The 15,500-nt window shown below is 70.2% G+C and carries 16 protein-coding genes; 4 read left to right on the top strand and 12 right to left on the bottom strand.

Annotated features, from left to right (window positions below; all coding sequences use genetic code 11):
- Positions 1-284 precede the first annotated feature (284 nt).
- The 4 genes from FNH04_RS24855 to FNH04_RS24840 all read right to left on the bottom strand — a co-directional run bounded on the left by FNH04_RS24855 (position 285) and on the right by FNH04_RS24840 (position 2,982).
- A complete protein-coding gene (locus FNH04_RS24855) occupies positions 285-1,094 on the bottom strand; it encodes an SAM-dependent methyltransferase (RefSeq protein WP_152787845.1) in 810 nt (269 codons plus the stop codon).
- A 56-nt stretch (positions 1,095-1,150) separates the two neighbouring features.
- Positions 1,151-1,654 carry a hypothetical protein gene (locus tag FNH04_RS24850; RefSeq protein ID WP_152787843.1) on the bottom strand — a complete coding sequence of 168 codons (504 nt, stop codon included), beginning with the start codon at positions 1,652-1,654 and terminating at the stop codon, positions 1,151-1,153.
- A gap of 257 nt (positions 1,655-1,911) precedes the next feature.
- Positions 1,912-2,157 carry a DUF397 domain-containing protein gene (locus FNH04_RS24845; protein ID WP_152787841.1) on the bottom strand — a complete coding sequence of 82 codons (246 nt, stop codon included), beginning with the start codon at positions 2,155-2,157 and terminating at the stop codon, positions 1,912-1,914.
- A 3-nt stretch (positions 2,158-2,160) separates the two neighbouring features.
- Positions 2,161-2,982, bottom strand: coding sequence for a helix-turn-helix domain-containing protein (locus tag FNH04_RS24840; protein ID WP_152787849.1), 822 nt, complete (start codon positions 2,980-2,982; stop codon positions 2,161-2,163).
- A 304-nt stretch (positions 2,983-3,286) separates the two neighbouring features.
- Here FNH04_RS24840 and FNH04_RS24835 point away from each other — a divergent pair, with 304 nt between their 5' ends.
- Positions 3,287-4,705 carry a tetratricopeptide repeat protein gene (locus FNH04_RS24835; protein ID WP_152787839.1) on the top strand — a complete coding sequence of 473 codons (1,419 nt, stop codon included), beginning with the start codon at positions 3,287-3,289 and terminating at the stop codon, positions 4,703-4,705.
- Between the two features lie 86 nt (positions 4,706-4,791).
- On the opposite strand, the gene FNH04_RS24830 is transcribed toward FNH04_RS24835, so the two are convergent.
- Entirely contained in the window at positions 4,792-5,625 is an 834-nt protein-coding gene (locus FNH04_RS24830) for an SDR family NAD(P)-dependent oxidoreductase (RefSeq protein WP_152787837.1), read from the bottom strand.
- Positions 5,626-5,916: 291 nt separating this feature from the next.
- Here FNH04_RS24830 and FNH04_RS24825 point away from each other — a divergent pair, with 291 nt between their 5' ends.
- Together FNH04_RS24825 and FNH04_RS24820 are read left to right on the top strand one after the other, a co-directional pair.
- Positions 5,917-6,339, top strand: coding sequence for an ATP-binding protein (locus FNH04_RS24825; protein WP_152787835.1), 423 nt, complete (start codon positions 5,917-5,919; stop codon positions 6,337-6,339).
- Positions 6,340-6,353: 14 nt separating this feature from the next.
- Positions 6,354-6,890 (top strand): DUF6624 domain-containing protein, encoded by a 537-nt coding sequence (locus FNH04_RS24820; RefSeq protein WP_152787833.1) that lies wholly within the window; start codon positions 6,354-6,356, stop codon positions 6,888-6,890.
- A 493-nt stretch (positions 6,891-7,383) separates the two neighbouring features.
- Here FNH04_RS24820 and FNH04_RS24815 read toward each other — a convergent pair whose 3' ends face one another.
- The 6 genes from FNH04_RS24815 to FNH04_RS24790 form a co-directional block, all read right to left on the bottom strand.
- Entirely contained in the window at positions 7,384-7,866 is a 483-nt protein-coding gene (locus tag FNH04_RS24815) for a hypothetical protein (RefSeq protein WP_152787831.1), read from the bottom strand.
- A gap of 199 nt (positions 7,867-8,065) precedes the next feature.
- A complete protein-coding gene (locus FNH04_RS24810; protein ID WP_152787829.1) occupies positions 8,066-8,470 on the bottom strand; it encodes a hypothetical protein in 405 nt (134 codons plus the stop codon).
- A gap of 516 nt (positions 8,471-8,986) precedes the next feature.
- Positions 8,987-9,994 (bottom strand): AraC-like ligand-binding domain-containing protein, encoded by a 1,008-nt coding sequence (locus FNH04_RS24805; RefSeq protein ID WP_152787827.1) that lies wholly within the window; start codon positions 9,992-9,994, stop codon positions 8,987-8,989.
- Positions 9,994-10,449: a transposase gene (locus tag FNH04_RS49465; RefSeq protein WP_152787825.1), complete on the bottom strand. Its 456-nt coding sequence runs from the start codon at positions 10,447-10,449 to the stop codon at positions 9,994-9,996. Before FNH04_RS49465 ends, FNH04_RS24805 begins: the two co-directional genes overlap by 1 nt.
- On the bottom strand, positions 10,389-10,781 hold the full coding sequence (locus FNH04_RS49460) for a transposase (protein WP_194236803.1): 393 nt from the start codon (positions 10,779-10,781) through the stop codon (positions 10,389-10,391). Before FNH04_RS49460 ends, FNH04_RS49465 begins: the two co-directional genes overlap by 61 nt.
- Before the next feature lie 166 nt (positions 10,782-10,947).
- Positions 10,948-12,123 (bottom strand): chymotrypsin family serine protease, encoded by a 1,176-nt coding sequence (locus FNH04_RS24790; protein ID WP_152787822.1) that lies wholly within the window; start codon positions 12,121-12,123, stop codon positions 10,948-10,950.
- A 223-nt stretch (positions 12,124-12,346) separates the two neighbouring features.
- On the opposite strand from FNH04_RS24790, the gene FNH04_RS24785 reads away from it, so the two are divergent.
- The gene (locus tag FNH04_RS24785; protein ID WP_152787820.1) at positions 12,347-14,377 is read left to right on the top strand and encodes an AfsR/SARP family transcriptional regulator; all 2,031 of its coding nucleotides are present in this window, start codon (positions 12,347-12,349) and stop codon (positions 14,375-14,377) included.
- A gap of 59 nt (positions 14,378-14,436) precedes the next feature.
- On the opposite strand, the gene FNH04_RS24780 is transcribed toward FNH04_RS24785, so the two are convergent.
- Positions 14,437-15,405, bottom strand: coding sequence for an aldo/keto reductase (locus FNH04_RS24780; RefSeq protein WP_152787818.1), 969 nt, complete (start codon positions 15,403-15,405; stop codon positions 14,437-14,439).
- Positions 15,406-15,500: the final 95 nt, after the last annotated feature.

The raw sequence follows: 15,500 nt of genomic DNA, 5'->3' as shown, positions 1-15,500 counted from the left end.
CCCTGACACAGGACCAACTCGGCGATGTCCTACGGGGACTGGGCCCGCACCGCGCGCCCCCGCGGGCCTGAAGCAGGGGTACCGGGAGGTGTTCCCCCGCAGCGCTTCTCCCCCGCCCCCTCCGCGTCGGACGCCTGGTGGACGCCTCGCCGGCTCGACAAGGCGCTGTCGCCTGACGGCATGCACCTCTCCCAGGGGAGACAGATCCGGCACACGCCGTTCAACGCGGCTTTGATCACTCCGGCATCCCGGGCGGCGCCGCCTGGAAGGCCGGCGCCGGCGCCTCACCGCTTGTAGGCCACTCCCCCGTACACGTCCGTCGGCTCCGGGTTGGTGCCGGGCTCCGGGCGCCACAGCGGGCAGGAGACGATGCCGGGTTCGAGGAGTTCCAGGCCCTCGTAGTACGCGGCGAGCCGCGCGGGGCTGCGCAGGACGTACGGGACGGCGCCCGTGTCGTCGTAGCCGTCCTGGGCGCGCTTGAGTTCCTCGTCGGTGTCCGTGCTGTCGTAGTGCACGAAGTAGCTGCCCGGCGGGAGCTCCGCCTGGAGCCGGCTGACGATCGACTTGGCCTCCTCGTAGTCCTGGATGTGCCCGAGGATGCCCATGAGCATGAGGGCGACGGGCTTGCTGAAGTCCAGGATCTTGCCCGCCGCTTCGAGGATGGTGTCCGGGTCGCGCAGGTTGGCGTCGACGTAGTCGGTGACGCCCTCGGGGGTGCTGGTGAGCAGCGCCTGGGCGTGGCGCAGGACGAGGGGGTCGTTGTCGACGTACACGATGCGGGACTCGGGGGCGACCTTCTGGGCGACCTGGTGGGTGTTGTCGTACGTGGGCAGTCCGGTGCCGATGTCGAGGAACTGGCGGATACCGCACTCACGGGCCACGAAGGTGACCGTGCGGATCAGATAGACGCGCGAGGCCTTGGCCATCGTTTCGATGTTCGGAGCGATCTCGCGATAGGCGTCGCCCGCCACGCGGTCGACCTCGTAGTTGTCCTTTCCGCCCATCCAGTAGTTCCAGATGCGGGCCGAGTGCGGCACCGTGGTGTCGATCTTGGCCAGGGCTTCCTGGTCGGGGGTGGGGCGGCCTTCAGTCATGGACTTCTCCTGCCTCGCATCGCTCGTCGTCGCCAACCTACCGTCAACTACCGTTCTCATGGTCGGAGTTGGTGCTCATGGGGAGGGTGCGCACGGATGGGACGGGCCGGCTCCCGGACGTCGAGCGTCACCACCGGCACATGCTGGGCGAGGGTCAGGAACGCATGGTCGTACGCGACGCTCGCGTCGGCCGCCTCCCCGCGCAACCGGTATGTGTGCCCGGCGGGGGCCCGGGCCATGAGATGGAGCATGGCCCCGTCGCGTTCGGCCACGGCCTCGGCGAAGTCGAGGGCCTGGATCCAGGTCACCCGGGAGCGTCCGCGGCGCAGTGGCCCGTAGACGAGCTCCCTGAGGATGCCCCCGTCGACGGCGAGGCGGCCCGGGCCGGCGAGGAGTTCCCGGTAGGGCAGGGCCGGGTCGAGGTGGTGCAGGCTCGTCGGCATGCGCCGTACGAGGAAGCCGAGATGGGCCAGTTCGGCGAGGAGGTCGCTTCTGCGGACGCCTTCGCGGCCCTCGACGATCAGGGTCCGGTACCGGGTGAGGGTGGGCGGAGAGGTCATCCCCGCCCCTCGGGAGCGGCCCGGCCGGACATGCCGGCGCGCCTGCCGGGCGGCACGGCGCGGCCCGGGACGCGAGGCGGCGTACGCATGCCGCTCCCTTCGAGGGTTCAGGGGCAGGGGTCGACCCGGGGGTCAAGTCCCCAAGTGTGGGCGGCGCTTCCCCTCGGCGGTAGGGCGCATACGGGGTGTCCGGTTGTGCGGGCGTAGTGGCGGAGCGACCGCTTCCACGCCCGCACGAGCCGGGCGAGCGCACCGTGTCAGGCGATCAGGAAGTCCGCCTGGCCGGCCTTCGCCCCCTCCAGGAAGGAGATCATCTCCTCGCGCGTGTAGACCAGGGCGGGTCCGGTCGGGTCCGTGGACTGCCGGAAGGCGACACTGCCGTCGGGCAGTCGCTTGGCCTCGACGCAGGAGCCTCCGTTGGTGCCGCTCCAGGGCTTGTGCCAGCCCTCACTGCCGAGGTCCGGGGCGGGCATGCCGTTGTAGATGGGGCCGTCGGTTGCCATGTGTCACAGCTCCTTACGCAGTGCTTCCAGGATGTCCCTGGTCCGAGCGACCGGTTCCGCCTGCACGGACATCCGGTCGAGTATCTCCAGGTAGGTGACGACGTCCGTGGGCTGGTCGAAGTACTGGGAGCCCGCGAGGCTCTCGGTGTAGACGATGTCGGGGAGTTCGGAGAAGCCGAAGCGGAAGTAGTGGAAGGGGCCGAAGGCCCCCGGATGCGGGCCCGCGGCGAAGCGCATGATCTGGATCCTGACCTTCGGGCTCCCCAGCACCTCGATCAGGCGGTCGATCTGTGCCCGCATCACCTCCGGGCCGCCGACGGCGCGGCGCAGCACCGTCTCGTCGAGGATGGCCCAGACGGCGGGCGCGTCCGGTTTGGCCAGCAGGTCCTGGCGCCTCAGGCGCAGCGAGACCCGGCGTGCGATCTCCTCCTCGGTCTCGTTGGGGAAGCCGACCCGCATGAGGGCGGCGGCGTAGTCCGGGGTCTGCAACAGGCCGGGAACGTACTGGGGTTCGTAGAGGCGGATGACGGCGGCCTCGGTCTCCAGGCTGACGTAGGCGCTGAACCAGTCCGGCAGCACGTCGCGGTACTTGTACCACCAGCCGGGCTGGTTGGCCTCCCGGGCGAGGGAGACGAAGTCGTCGATCTCCGTGGTGGAGACCCCGTAGGTGCGCAGCAACTCCTTCACGTAGGGGATGCGGAGTCCGACCTCGGCCTTCTCCATGCGCCGGACCGTCAGGGCGGTGACCTCGATGGCCCGCGCCGCCTCCTCGAACGACACTCCGGCCCGTTCACGCAGCTGTCTCAGCCGCTTGCCGAGCACCATGCGCAGGACGGTGGGGGCCGTCGGGGCACCGCCTCCTGAGCGGGTCTCACTCACGTGCTGCCTCCCGGGGCGGGATTCACAGCGTGCAGTGTGCCACGCCATCCGTTGAGACCAACAGGTCCGTGCGATTCATTCTGAAATTATCAGAACGCCGGTTGCGGGCTGAGTCTATCGGCCACCATAGTGACCGAGTGACCTGGCGCACATTCGCGGCAGCGTCGCTCGAACTCCTCCGGCCCACCCCGGGAGTTGGCGCCTCGGCGGGTACGGGTCAAGCCGCGCGCCGACATGATGTGAGACCTGGATGGCCGCCGTGACGAACGGACAACCGAGGAACCAGGGCAGCAAGGACTCCGGTGGGCCCAACAAGGCTCTGGCAGCCGCCCTCAAGGAGGCAGGGTGCTCGTACGCCTCCCTGGCCCTCCGGGTCAACGAACTGGGACGGTGCCAGGGCACCGACACCAACTACGACAAGGCGTCCGTCACCCGCTGGCTCCAGGGCCAGCAGCCCCGCGGCACCACTCCGGAGGTCATCGCCGCGGTCCTCGGTGAGCGGCTGGGGCGCCAACTGACGCCCGCGGATCTCGGTTTCCCGCCCGACCGCGGACGCCCGGTCGCGGGGCGGGCGCTGGTGTACGGAGAGAACGTGGCGGAGACACTGCACACCCTGGCCGAGCTCGGTTCCACCGATATCTCGCGGCGCACCCTGCTCGGTGCGGTGCCCTTCGTCCCGGGCGCCCTGATGAACCCTCAACGGGCCTGGCTGCTCTGGCTGGTGGAGTCGCAGGGCGGCACCGCCCGGCTGGAGTCCGTGTCGGGCTCCGGGCCGGTGGAGCAGGTCCGCGCGATGATCGGCATGTTCGACGAGATGGACAACCACTACGGCGGCGGCGGAGTGCGCACCAGCATCGTGCAGTATCTGTCCGCCGAGGTCGTCCCCATGCTGCAGCAGCGCGGCACGGCGCCGGGGCAGCGGCGACAGCTGTTCGCCTCGGCCGCCCGGCTCTCGGCAATGGCGGGCTGGAGCTCGTACGACGCCGGGGAGTACGGCCTGGCCCAGCGCTACATGACGCAGGCGCTGCGGCTGTGCGCGGAGGGCCGCGACCAGGTTCTGGGCGGGCAGATCCTGGCGGGTCTGTCCCATCTGGCGACCAGCCTGGGCCGGCCCGACGAGGGGGCGGCGCTGGCCCGGGCCGGGATCGCCACGGCGCGCGACGCCGGCAGTCCGCTCGGTCTGATGCGCCTGTACGCCATGTCCGCGCGCGCCCAGGCGGCGCTCGGCCGGCCGCGCGAGACCGCGGAGGCCCTGCGCACCGCCGAGAAGCAGCTGGACGCGAGCCTCGGGCCGGAGCACGAGTCGCCGTGGGTGCGCTTCCTGGACCACCACTACCTTCAGGCGGAGTCCGCCGTGTGCTTCCGCGATCTGGGGCTCGCCGCACAGGCCGAGCAGACCGCGAGCGAGTCCGTGCGCGCGCACACCGACCGCCGCCGGCGCCAGGCCATCAGCCGGTCCGTCCTGGCGACGGCCCATCTCCAGCAGAACCGGCTGGACGAGGCCGTGGCGACGGCCACCGAAGCGCTCGACGCCCTGAGCGGTGTCCACAGCGAGCGGTCCGTCCAGGCCCTGCGTGACTTCCGCGGACGGCTGGCCTCGCGCCGTGACGAACCCGTTGTGCGGGAGTTCGAGCGGCGGTCGCGGGTGGTCCTGGGCGTGGCGGCCTGAGGGGGGTGGGCTCTGTGTACGGGAGTTGTACGTCCGGAACGGGACCCGCCTCGTCGCGGGCACCCGGCGCGCGGTCTGAGCCGGTGTCAGTAGCCGTACGGCGTGGGCGCGTTCTGCGCGCGGTCGACCGGGAGGTTGGCGCCGGAGATACCGCTGGACCAGTCGGAGAGCAGGAAGACCACCGCGCGCGCCACCTCCTGCGGTTCGACGGGTGCGCCGCCCGGCAGTTCGGCGCCGGTGAAGGCCGCGTACGCCTCCGGGGTCTCCGTGCGCATCCGGGCCCAGCGCCGGCCGGGAATCAGCATCGAACCGGGCGAGACGGCGTTGACGCGGATGCCGTCGGGACCCAGCTCACGGGCCAGGGAGGCGGCCAGATGGATCTGCGCGCTCTTGGCGGTGCCGTACTGGGCGTGCGGTCCCGGTTTCCAGCCGGAGACCGACGAGATGATCACGACCGAGCCGCCGCCCGCCGCACGCAGGTGCGGGAGCGCGGCACGGACCAGCCGGGTCGTGTGCCCGACGTTCACCTCCCAGGTCGCCGCCCAGTCCCCCGCGTCCGCGTGCTCGAATCCGCCGCCCCGGGAACCGCCGACGCAGGCCACCACGCCGTCCAGCCCGCCGAAGCGCCGCGCCGCGCCGGTGACGAAGCCCTCCAGCCGGCCGGGCTCGGTGACGTCGAGCGCCTCGGCGAACAGCCGGGTGCGCTCCCGGTCCGTCAGGGACACGTCCAGCGCCTCGATGCCCGGGGCGGTCCGGGCACATGTTCCGGTGTGCGCCCCCTCGGCGAGCAGCAGCCGGACGATCTGCTCGCCGAGACCCCGGCTGCCTCCGGTGACCAGAATTCGCTTGTCCCGCACACCGGGCCATCCGGTGCCGCCCTCCCACCGCTGGGCGGGCACGCCGTCGTCCACGTTCACCATGGTGGCGAAAATACAGCGCTCACCACGACGTCTCCGCCACCGAACAACCCCTTCACCACCTCGCCCCGGATATGCCCGGTGCTGTTGTCTTCGACAACAGCACCGGCGGCCGCCCGGGCGCGGCATACACGCGAGGAGGCACACGATGACCTCAGCCAGTGTCGGCGTACGTCGCCGCCAAAGCCCTGCCACACCTGCACACGACACCCGGCGCCCCTTCCGGGGCGCACGGACCGCCACCCCCGGACAGGGGGACGGCCCGGGGTTATCCACCGACGGGGTGACGTTCCCTTGATCTCGCTCAGCAGGCCGCCGCGCCTCTTCCAGGTCGCCGTGGCCGCGCAGCCCTCGTGCGCCGCCGGAGTACGGCGTATGGTCGCCGCGCACCTCAGACTCTGGCGGCTCCCCCACCTCGTCGACGACACCGTGCTGGCGACGGGCGAGCTGTTCGCCAACGCCGTACGGCACGCGAGCACCGACCCCTCCGACACCGTCGGCGTGACCCTGGAGTACTCCGGCGACCGGCTTCGCGTCACGCTCGCCGACTCGTCGTCCGTGCAGCCCAGGCCACGTACGCCGGACGCGGGCGCCGAGACCGGCCGCGGACTGTCCATCGTCGAGGCGCTGGCCGACGACTGGGGCACCGATCCGCCCGGCCCCGGAGACATCGGCAAGACGGTGTGGTTCTCGATGGACGTCCGAGGGACGACATGAGGAGTGCGCCGTCCATGGGACACGAGCAGGCGGGCTCCATGCGGGAAGTGGCCCTGGCCGCCGAACTGGTCCGCAGGATCGAGAAGGAGAACCGGCTGGCACGCGAGGCACGGTCGGCGCCCGCCGCGCTCGGCCGGCACCGCATCGCCCGGTGCCGCGAGGACAACGGGCAGGCCCTCAGGGCGATGGTCGCCCGCCACGGCTGGCCCACGGCCGACCTGGTCGGTGAGCCCGCGTCCACGGCCGCGCTGATGATCCTGCTGCACGCCCCGGACCTCGGCCTCCAGCTCATGTGCCGCGACCTGATCGCGGAGGCGGTGGCGGACGGTGCCTGCCCGGCCGTGCACCACGCGTACATCGCGGACCACTGCGCCGTCGAGCTGGGCCAGCCGCAGTTCTACGGCACCCGTATCAATCCCGGCACCCTCCACCCGTACCCGATCCGTCACCCCCAGACCGTGGACGAACGCCGCCTCGATGTCGGACTGGGTCCGCTGGGCGACCATCTGCGGGCACTGCGGGGCGACTTGGGGGCGTTCGGGGAGCTCTAGCTTGTGATTCAACGTCCGGCATTGCAGGAAGCAATGGGGCGTCCCCCGCTGTCCTGGGCGCCCCCCTACAGGCGGTTCCAACCCGGCATGAACAGCAGTCTCGCGCTCGCGCCGGCCAAGGGGCCCGGACCGACTCAACGCGTCTCGCCGGGCGTCGTGGTCCAGCAGACTCACCGTAAATCCCCGAACGAGTGGGCACGTGCGATGCACCGTCTGATTTCAGACCGTAAATGCCAAGCTAATCCGCACACCGGTCCGGGGCTTTGCCCGTCGCGCCATGCTCTCCGCTCTGCTGATGACATAACCAACGGCCTCGTACACGGCCAACCGTGCACGAGGCCGTTGGTTGAGGAACAGATCCCCGCCGCCCTGCTGACGGTGCCCGGGCGCCGGCGTGTCGGGAACGAGATCACTCGCGCCTTCAGGATCCGCTGTCACGGCGGTGTGCGATGATCGGCCATGCCGCGGGCATTGAACCGGGCATGCCAATTCCTCAGAACCATTCAGGCGCTGACTCGACGGGGGTGATCGCTTCTACCGTCCTTACCTTCGACCACGAAAAACCATACTTGTGCTCGAAAACCCAGGCGTCGATGATCCAACGATAGCCGCCGGCACTACCATCCCAGATAAAGATCTGGTCATCTCCGCTCCTCCGTGCGAGGCGGGAGTTACCTATCGACCACTTCTTGGGCCAGCAGCTGTCCAGCAAGGAGCTGTCAATCGTCAGGATCCCGTCCCAGCTGTCCCAGAGGTTGAAGTAGACTGTGGGGTCTGGGATATGGAGCAGCTCGCCATTCGGGTCGACGACGTAGACCTTTGCCGAGTTTCCTGCCTTGACTCGCCATCCTGGTGAGGGGCAGGCTGCAGCCGCCCCGGAATTTCCTGAACTGGCAGCACTGGATGGTCCGGCGGCCAGCGCCAGGAACGAACCTGCAACCAACGCGACTATCGTTTTGCGGAACACGAATTTCATCTTTGCTGCCCCCTCAGTGTCCTCACGAACCTGCAGTTACTGCCAGATCGCCACGACCGTACAATGCCGCTTTCCGCACGACCAGGCCGTAACCTGCCATCACCCTGTGTTGACTTCGCCCTGATTCCTGATTGGTCTTACCGTCCCGTTGGCGGTGGAGCGGTAGGCGGGAGTGGAGAAGGACGACCTCCAGAAAGCATCAGCTCGGCCATGTCATGAGTTGGCTCGGGCAGGTGGAGGGCTCGTACTGGATCCGGACCGCGGTGATGGTGATCGTGGCATCGAAACCCTGGGATTGGTTGGGCGAAATGCAGACCGCCACACTGGAGGTGCCGACGCGAACGAGCGCAATATCGTCGTTGCGCGAGTTGTAGACCGAGTCAGCGCCCCGGCTGTTGGGACCGAGGGTCTGGTTGTATCCGGCGTCCTGGTAGGCGGCAGTCGGGCGGTTCGCATTCCTGTCGGCCTGTGTGAGGTAGAAGCAGACCCGGGGCCACTCACACCCGTAGCGCGAATCCGCCGAGGCCGACGAGGCACTTCCGGCCAGCAGTCCCGCGGTGAGTACTGTTGCCGCACACGCAGAATGTAGAAATTTTCCGGTCACTCCGTTCTCCCCTCCGCCGACGGCGGTTGATCAGAATTCCGTTCTGTCTGTACTTCGACGGGCACCGTGCATTGACTCCTTGCCAGACGCCCAGGGTGAGGAACTCAAAGCGACATTCCGAGCCGGTCCAGTACTCGCCCACGAGAATTCTGGACGGACACCGTGCGCATCTCGTTGTCCTGGTGCGCCAAAGCGTTGTCCTGGCGCGACAACTTCGAGGGCCGCTGCCTGTGGTCCGCGCGATCAGGAAGCGTAGGTTGCGCATGCCCAGGGGGACCACCGGCGAGCTCTGAGCGGTCGTACTGCCCAACTGACCTTCGGGCCACGGACGGTGGTCTGAGCCGAAGTAACGTCGGGGCGGAGCTTCGACGCCTTCCACGGGTTGCTTCCGGGACGTTCCCACCAATTGCGGTGCTCAGGGGTTCTACGGCTTCTACGAAGGTGACGGTGATGCACGGTCAGTGGGTTACGACTACCGGACACACAACCGACTTGCTGCACCGGCAGCGCCCCTTGCTATTCAGCAGGGCCGGCGCCCGTCGGCCACCTCGGGGTCCCGTTCAGGTGTGCGTGCCGGTACTCGGCAGGGCCGACGCCGTACGCGGCGCGGAAGGCGCGGGTCAGGTCGGAAGGGTACGCATAGCCCCAGCGGGCGGCGATCGCATGGATGGGCCGTGCCGCGAGGCGCGGATCGGCCAGGTCACGGTGCACGCGGTTCAGCCGTTGCCGGCGGATGAACGAGCCGACGGTGATTCCTTGTTCCTTGAAGAGACGCTGCAGGGTCCGCAGCGACATGTGATGGGCGGCGGCGATCATGTCCGGCGACAGTCGCGGGTCACCCAGGTGGCGTACGACAAAGGTGCGGATCTCGAGGAACTGGACACGCTGCCGCGCATCGGCGACCGCTGGATTCATGGCGTCGACGTGGTGGGCCAGCCAGGCAGTCAGCAGGTCGAGGAGCACACTTCCGATCCTCACGGCGTCCTGCGGCCCCAACGGTCCGGTGCCCGTGGCGAGATGGGTCAGAAACGTAGACAGAAGTCCCCCTATGCCCCCGCTGCCCGGCAGAGGGACCGCAAGGAGCCGGTCTACCTGCTCCGGCCGCAGAGGCAGCGATGCACGCGGGATCTGAACCAGAACCGTGGCCGCTGTACCCCGTCCGACATCGGCCGCGGCTTCATACGGCCGGGAGTCGGAGTACAGCAACATCTCGTTCATGCCCAGCGAAGCCTCGCGCCGCTCCTGAAGGAGGCCGTGGCGCCCTTGCAGAATGAGGCCCGCGGTGTACCCGGCCGGGTCAGAACGCCGTATCAGTCTTGGTGTCCGCCGCGATCTCAACGCCGAGTACGTCAGCGACGTGACCTGAACCTCCCCCATGTCCACAGCACGCAGCGTGGCTCGGAACTGGGCCGGATCAGGGATACAAAACTCGTTCGGCGCCAAGGCACGTTCCGTGAGATCACACCACGCCTCGATCCGGTCCTCGACTGGCAGATCACGGCTGTCGAACACTTTCGCCAACATCACGGCCCCCTCCCACCCCGGTTGGCTGCCGGGCAGGCTCCCGCCCCAACCATCTCGGAGCTCCCGCGGTGAAGGAAGGGTGTTTTCCGGGCGAGTTCGGCTGGCGGCCTGCGGCCGCGGCTGCCCCGTCGCAGTCGGTGGCCACGCTGATCCGCCGGGACCGGGATCACCGCCCGGATGCCGCGCTTGCGCAGGTGGTCGCGGATCGCGCGGGATGAGTAGGCCTTATCCGCCAGGACCACGTCCGGCCTGGTGCGAGGACGACCGCGGCGTCGGGGAACGCGCAGGCGGGCCATGACGTCCGTGAAGGCGGGCGCATCTCCTGCCTGCCCAGCGGTGAGAACGAACGCGAGGGGTCGGCAGCGGGCAACGGCCGCGAGGTGGATCCTGGTGGTCAGCCCGCCGCGGGACCGGCCGATGGCGTGGTCGGCCGGTTCGCCGGCCGGGCCCCCCATTTGCGGGCCCCGACCGCGTGCTGGTGAGCTCGCACGATCGTGGAGTCCACCGACACGGCCCACGCCAGGTCCTCAGCGGCGTCTGCCTGGGCCGTCCGTGCGGTGAAGACCCGTTCCCAGGTGCCGTCGACGGCCCACATCCGCAACCGGTTGTAGACGCCTCGCCAGTTGCCGTACCTCTCCGGTAGATGGACCCGCTGCGTTCCGGTCTGGAACTTGAAGGCGATCGCGTCGATCGTCCCCCGGTGATCCCTCCACCGGCCACCGCGCTTCGGCGCCCGGATCGGGAGCAACGGCTCGATTCGCGCCCACTGCGCATCGGTTAACGGCACACCCGGACCAACGACCGACTGATCCAAACGAAACTGCCCAGGGGCGTCTGGTGCGCACGCCCCTGGCCCCTGGGCCCGGCGGGACAGGCCGCGGCGGAGGGCGGCTGCCGGGTTCGGCAGCCGCCCCTTGGTTGCGGGTGCGCCCGCGAGGGTCAGTGCGTGGGGGTCAGGAGGCGATCCAGACGCCGAAGTCCCGCCAGGCGGTGCCGAAGTCCTGGAAGCCGAGGCGGGCGCCGGCGACGCGGGTCGTCGTGCCCTTGGCTATGGCGCCGCCGCTCGCGGAGGCCGTGTAGACGGGGCCGCCGCTGTCACCGGGCCGGGCGGCCGTCTGGCCGTCCATCTGCTCGGCCTCCACCAGGTCCTCGGAGTCGTTGTAGAAGAAGAGGACCTTGATGTTGCAGATCGCGCCGCCGACGACACCGGCGCTGGTGGCGCCGGACTGGCAGAGGTACTCGCCGGGGTAGACCCAGTCCCAGCCGTCGACGCGCACACCCACGTTGTCGGTCGGGTTCCCGGTGTAGATGAAGTTGGTGACGTCGCCGGTCCCGATCAGCATGATGTCGTGGGTCTTGTTGATCTTGGACGGGGTGCCGATGGAGGTGCCCCCGCCGCTGGTGAAGGGGTCGCCGAAGTCGCCGCAGTGCCCCGCGGTGAGCAGGTACTGCGCGCCCGTGTTGTCGGTCACGCCGAAGCCGGAGGTGCAGCCGGCGCGGGGTTGCCAGATCCGTGCCCCGCCCCACCAGGGGGACCAGTCGTTGTCGCGGGAGACCTGGTCGAGGCGCGGTTCCTCGACCGTGCGGACCGGGACCCCCGCCACCTCGGAGGCGGTCTCCCCCGCCGCTGCGGCGGCGCGCTTCCCGCCGGTTCCGTCCGTGGCCAGGACCAGGCCGCTGCCGTCGGTGGGGATGTTCACCGTGTGGCCCAGCGACGGGTCCTCGGCCAGCCGCGCCTGCAGGCGCGCGGAGGCGGTCTTGAGCTCGCGCAGGGAGTACTGCGCGTCGACCACCCGCACGGGGGCCGTGTCACGGGCCTCGTCGATCGCCCGCTGGACCTTGGCGGGCACCTCGCCCTTCCACCACAGCGCGACCCGGTCCTCTTCCAGCCCGATCCCGGTGAAGCCCCCGAACTGTCCGCGTTCCTGGGCCCATCTGATCTTGTCGGCCGCCTTCACGAGAGGCCGCTGCTCGGTCATCTTCGCGAGGTCGTCCTCGGGTACGGCCTTGGAGATCGGTACGGTCTTCCTCTCACTCTGCTGAGCGGTGGCACCCGTCGTGGTGGTGCCGACGAGCGCGGTCGCCGCCAGGGCCGCGGCCGCGGCCAGCAGAGCCGTCCTGTTTCGCATCGATCCGCCTTCCGTCTGCGTGTACGTCGCGGCGGTACCGCACCGCCGGACGGCAGGACGCTAGGCGGTCGTGATCAGTACGTGATCTATGTGAGATCTACGCGCAGGCAACCGGGCCCGGCTCATCACCGTTCACAAGGGTGGTGACGCACGTACCGGCTGACTCAATTGCCGTACGCGTCAAGGGAGTTGTGGGGGCCGAGGCGGAGAGGACGAGGGACGGATGCCGACGCGATTACGTTTCGTGGTGCTGGGCACGGTGCACGCGTACCGGGATGACACCGAGATCAGGGTGGGCCCTCCGCAGCAACAGGCCATGCTGGCGGTGCTGTTGCTGCGGCTGGGTGACACGGTGTCGGCCGCCCAACTGGTCGACGCCCTGTGGGGAGACGCGCCGCCGGCCAAGGCGGTCACCACGATCCGTACCTACGCATGGCGGCTGCGAAGACTCCTGGAGCCGGATCCCTCGGCACCGACCGTCCTGGTCTCGGCCGGGAACGGCTACCGGCTGGCGGCCCCCTCGTCCGCGCTGGACGCCCGGCAGGCGGAGTCCCTGATCGGCGAGGCGGCCCGCGCACGCGACGGTGGACGTGTGGAGAAGGCGAGCGGTCTGCTCACGGACGCCCTGGCCCTGTGGCGGGGAGACTCGCTGACCGGCGTGCCCGGCCCGTTCGCCCAGCGGCATCGGGACCGGCTGGAGGAGCTGAGGACGGCGGCGCTCGAGGAGCGGTTCGATCACGAAGTGGCCCTGGGCCACCACCACTTCGCCATTCCGGGGCTGACCGAGCTCACGGCGGCCCACCCGCTGCGCGAGCGCCCCTACGGTCTGCTGATGCGCGCACTGCATGCCGCGGGGAGACAGGCCGACGCGCTCGCGGTGTTCGCCGGATACCGCAACCGCCTGGCGCGGGAGCAGGGCATCGAACCCGGAGCCGGGCTGAGCGCCGTACACCGCATGGTTCTGGAGGGCGATCCCGCCCCGGCCACGGCAGACACGCCGGCGGAACCGGCCGATGGCCCCTCCACGGCGTCCGGGGTGCAGCGGGCATACGGCAAGCGGCGTGCTCGCGGCAGCCACAGCGGGGGCGGCGGGAGGGGGAGGGAGGACGGAAGGCGGGCGGCCGGCAGGGCCACGGGCAACACAAGGGGCCCGGACGATGCAAGGGGCACGGACAACGCAAGGGGCCCGGACGGCGGAAGGGGGAGGCGGCACGCCGGCCGAGCGGCCGCCGGCACCGGGCCGGTGGCGCCGAAGCCCGTTCCGGCACTGCCCATCCCGGCGCAACTGCCTCCCGGAATACCCGATTTCAGCGGGCGTTCGGCTCCGCTGGACCGTCTGAGCTCCCGACTGACGGCAGCCGGACGCCGGACACCGGCCGTCGTGGCGGTGACCGGGATGGGCGGAGTCGGCAAGACATCCCTGGCCCTGCGCCTCGCCCACCGCGTCCGCTCCGCCTACCCCGACGGGCAGCTCTACGCGGATTTGCGCGGAACCGGGCGGGACCCGCGGGAGCCGGGAGCGGTCCTCGCCGGGTTCCTGGCCTCGCTCGGGGTCCCCGCCGAAGCGGTTCCCCGGCCGACGGCGGAGCGCAGTGGGCTGCTGCGCTCCCTGCTGGGCGGCAGACGGGTACTCCTGGTCCTGGACGACGCTCACAGCGCCGCCCAGGTCATGGACCTGCTCCCCGGTTCAGCCGGGTGCGGGGTCGTCATCACCGGCAGGCCGCCCCTGGCCGGGCTGCCGCTGGCCGACCACCTTCGGCTGGACGTCTTCCGACCCGACGAGGCGCTTGACCTGCTCGGCACGGTCCTCGGCCACCCACGGCTCACCCAGGAGCGCGCCGACGCCCTGCGACTGGTGACGGCCTGCGGGCTCCTTCCGCTGGCCGTACGGATCGCGGCCGGCCGACTGGAGGCCCGCCCCGGGTGGACCATCGGGGCGCTGGCCTCCCGCCTCACCGACGAACGGCGGCTTCTGGCAGAGCTGCGCGTGGGCGACCTGGCCGTCGACGCCGCCTTCGAAGCCGGCTACCGGCAGCTGGTCCCCCGGCAGGCACGCGCGTTCCGGCTGCTCGCCAGGGCCGGCGGCCACACCGTCGGTCCGGCCGGTGCCGCCGCCGTCCTCGCCGTGGACGAGGCGACGGCGGAGAGCCTGCTGGAATCGCTGGTGGACGCCGCGCTGCTGGAATCACCGGAGCCGGGCCGCTATCGCTACCACCGGCTCGTGCGCGCCTTCGCCGCGCAGCGCTCGCCGTGACAACGATGTCCCCGCCCGGGGGACGGGGTGCGAAACGGGCACTCGGCGGCCGGCCGGAGTCAGTGACCGCTGACCCCTCGTGGGGTGTAGGGCTGTTCGAGCTCCTCGATCTCCTTGTCGGTGAGCTCGAGACCGACGGCGGCGACCGCGTCCTCGATGTGGCGTGACTGGGTGGCGCCCACGATGGGCGCGGCCACCGAGGTGCGGCCCAGCAGCCACGCGAGGGCGATCCGCGCGCGTGACGTGCCGCGTTCGGCTGCGATGCGTCCGACGGCTCCGACGATCTCGCGGTCGCCGTCCCGGTAGAGCGTGCTGCCGAACCTGTCGGTGCGGCTGCGTTCGGTGGTCGTGTCCCAGTCGCGGGCGAGACGGCCGCGGGCGAGCGGGCTCCAGGGCAGGACGCCGACACCCTGGTCCTCGCACAGGGGCAGCATCTCGCGCTCCTCCTCGCGGTAGAGGAGGTTGTAGTGGTTCTGCATGGAGACGAACCGCGTCCAGCCGTTCAGCCGCGCGGTGTACTGGGCCTTGGAGAACTGCCAGGCGTACATCGAACTCGCCCCGATGTACCGGGCCTTGCCCGCCTTGACCACGTCGTGCAGGGCCTCCATGGTCTCCTCGACCGGGGTGGTGGGGTCGAAGCGGTGGATCTGGTACAGATCCACGTAGTCGGTGCCGAGGCGGCGCAGGCTGTTGTCGATCTCCGTCATGACGGCCTTGCGGGACAGGCCGTGGGCGTTGGGGCCCTCGTACATCGCGCCGTACACCTTGGTCGCGAGGACGATCTCGTCACGGCGCGCGAACTCCGCGAGGGCCCGGCCGACGATCTCCTCGCTGGTGCCGTCGGAGTAGACGTTCGCGGTGTCGAAGAAGTTGATCCCGGCCTCCAGCGCCTGGCGGATCAACGGGCGTGACGCCTCCTCGTCGAGGGTCCATTCGTGGGGGCCGCGATCGGGGGCCCCGAAACTCATGCAGCCCACACAGATCCGTGACACGTCCAGGCCCGTCGAGCCGAGCTTCACGTACTGCATCGTCGCCACTCCTGTCGTGGGGGGGTGCGTCCGAGATGCAGCGTACGACTGGAGAAGACACTCCTCAGGGACTTGCCGACGAGCCCCTCCCCGCT

The sequence above is a fragment of the Streptomyces phyllanthi genome, from assembly GCF_009377205.1.
Taxonomy (GTDB): Bacteria; Actinomycetota; Actinomycetes; order Streptomycetales; family Streptomycetaceae; genus Streptomyces; species Streptomyces phyllanthi.
Note: the sequence above shows the minus strand (reverse complement) of the source record. Positions and strands in the feature narration are given on the sequence as shown.

Excerpts from the sequence above, each read along its gene's own strand:
- FNH04_RS24855 (WP_152787845.1), bottom strand. The coding sequence starts at position 1,094 with ATGACTGAAGGCCGCCCCACCCCCGACCAGGAAGCCCTGGCCAAGATC.
- FNH04_RS24850 (WP_152787843.1), bottom strand. The coding sequence starts at position 1,654 with ATGACCTCTCCGCCCACCCTCACCCGGTACCGGACCCTGATCGTCGAG.
- FNH04_RS24845 (WP_152787841.1), bottom strand. The coding sequence starts at position 2,157 with ATGGCAACCGACGGCCCCATCTACAACGGCATGCCCGCCCCGGACCTC.
- FNH04_RS24840 (WP_152787849.1), bottom strand. The coding sequence starts at position 2,982 with ATGGTGCTCGGCAAGCGGCTGAGACAGCTGCGTGAACGGGCCGGAGTG.
- FNH04_RS24835 (WP_152787839.1), top strand. The coding sequence starts at position 3,287 with ATGGCCGCCGTGACGAACGGACAACCGAGGAACCAGGGCAGCAAGGAC.
- FNH04_RS24830 (WP_152787837.1), bottom strand. The coding sequence starts at position 5,625 with ATGGTGAACGTGGACGACGGCGTGCCCGCCCAGCGGTGGGAGGGCGGC.
- FNH04_RS24820 (WP_152787833.1), top strand. The coding sequence starts at position 6,354 with ATGGGACACGAGCAGGCGGGCTCCATGCGGGAAGTGGCCCTGGCCGCC.
- FNH04_RS24815 (WP_152787831.1), bottom strand. The coding sequence starts at position 7,866 with ATGAAATTCGTGTTCCGCAAAACGATAGTCGCGTTGGTTGCAGGTTCG.
- FNH04_RS24805 (WP_152787827.1), bottom strand. The coding sequence starts at position 9,994 with ATGTTGGCGAAAGTGTTCGACAGCCGTGATCTGCCAGTCGAGGACCGG.
- FNH04_RS49465 (WP_152787825.1), bottom strand. The coding sequence starts at position 10,449 with ATGGGGGGCCCGGCCGGCGAACCGGCCGACCACGCCATCGGCCGGTCC.
- FNH04_RS24790 (WP_152787822.1), bottom strand. The coding sequence starts at position 12,123 with ATGCGAAACAGGACGGCTCTGCTGGCCGCGGCCGCGGCCCTGGCGGCG.
- FNH04_RS24785 (WP_152787820.1), top strand. The coding sequence starts at position 12,347 with ATGCCGACGCGATTACGTTTCGTGGTGCTGGGCACGGTGCACGCGTAC.
- FNH04_RS24780 (WP_152787818.1), bottom strand. The coding sequence starts at position 15,405 with ATGCAGTACGTGAAGCTCGGCTCGACGGGCCTGGACGTGTCACGGATC.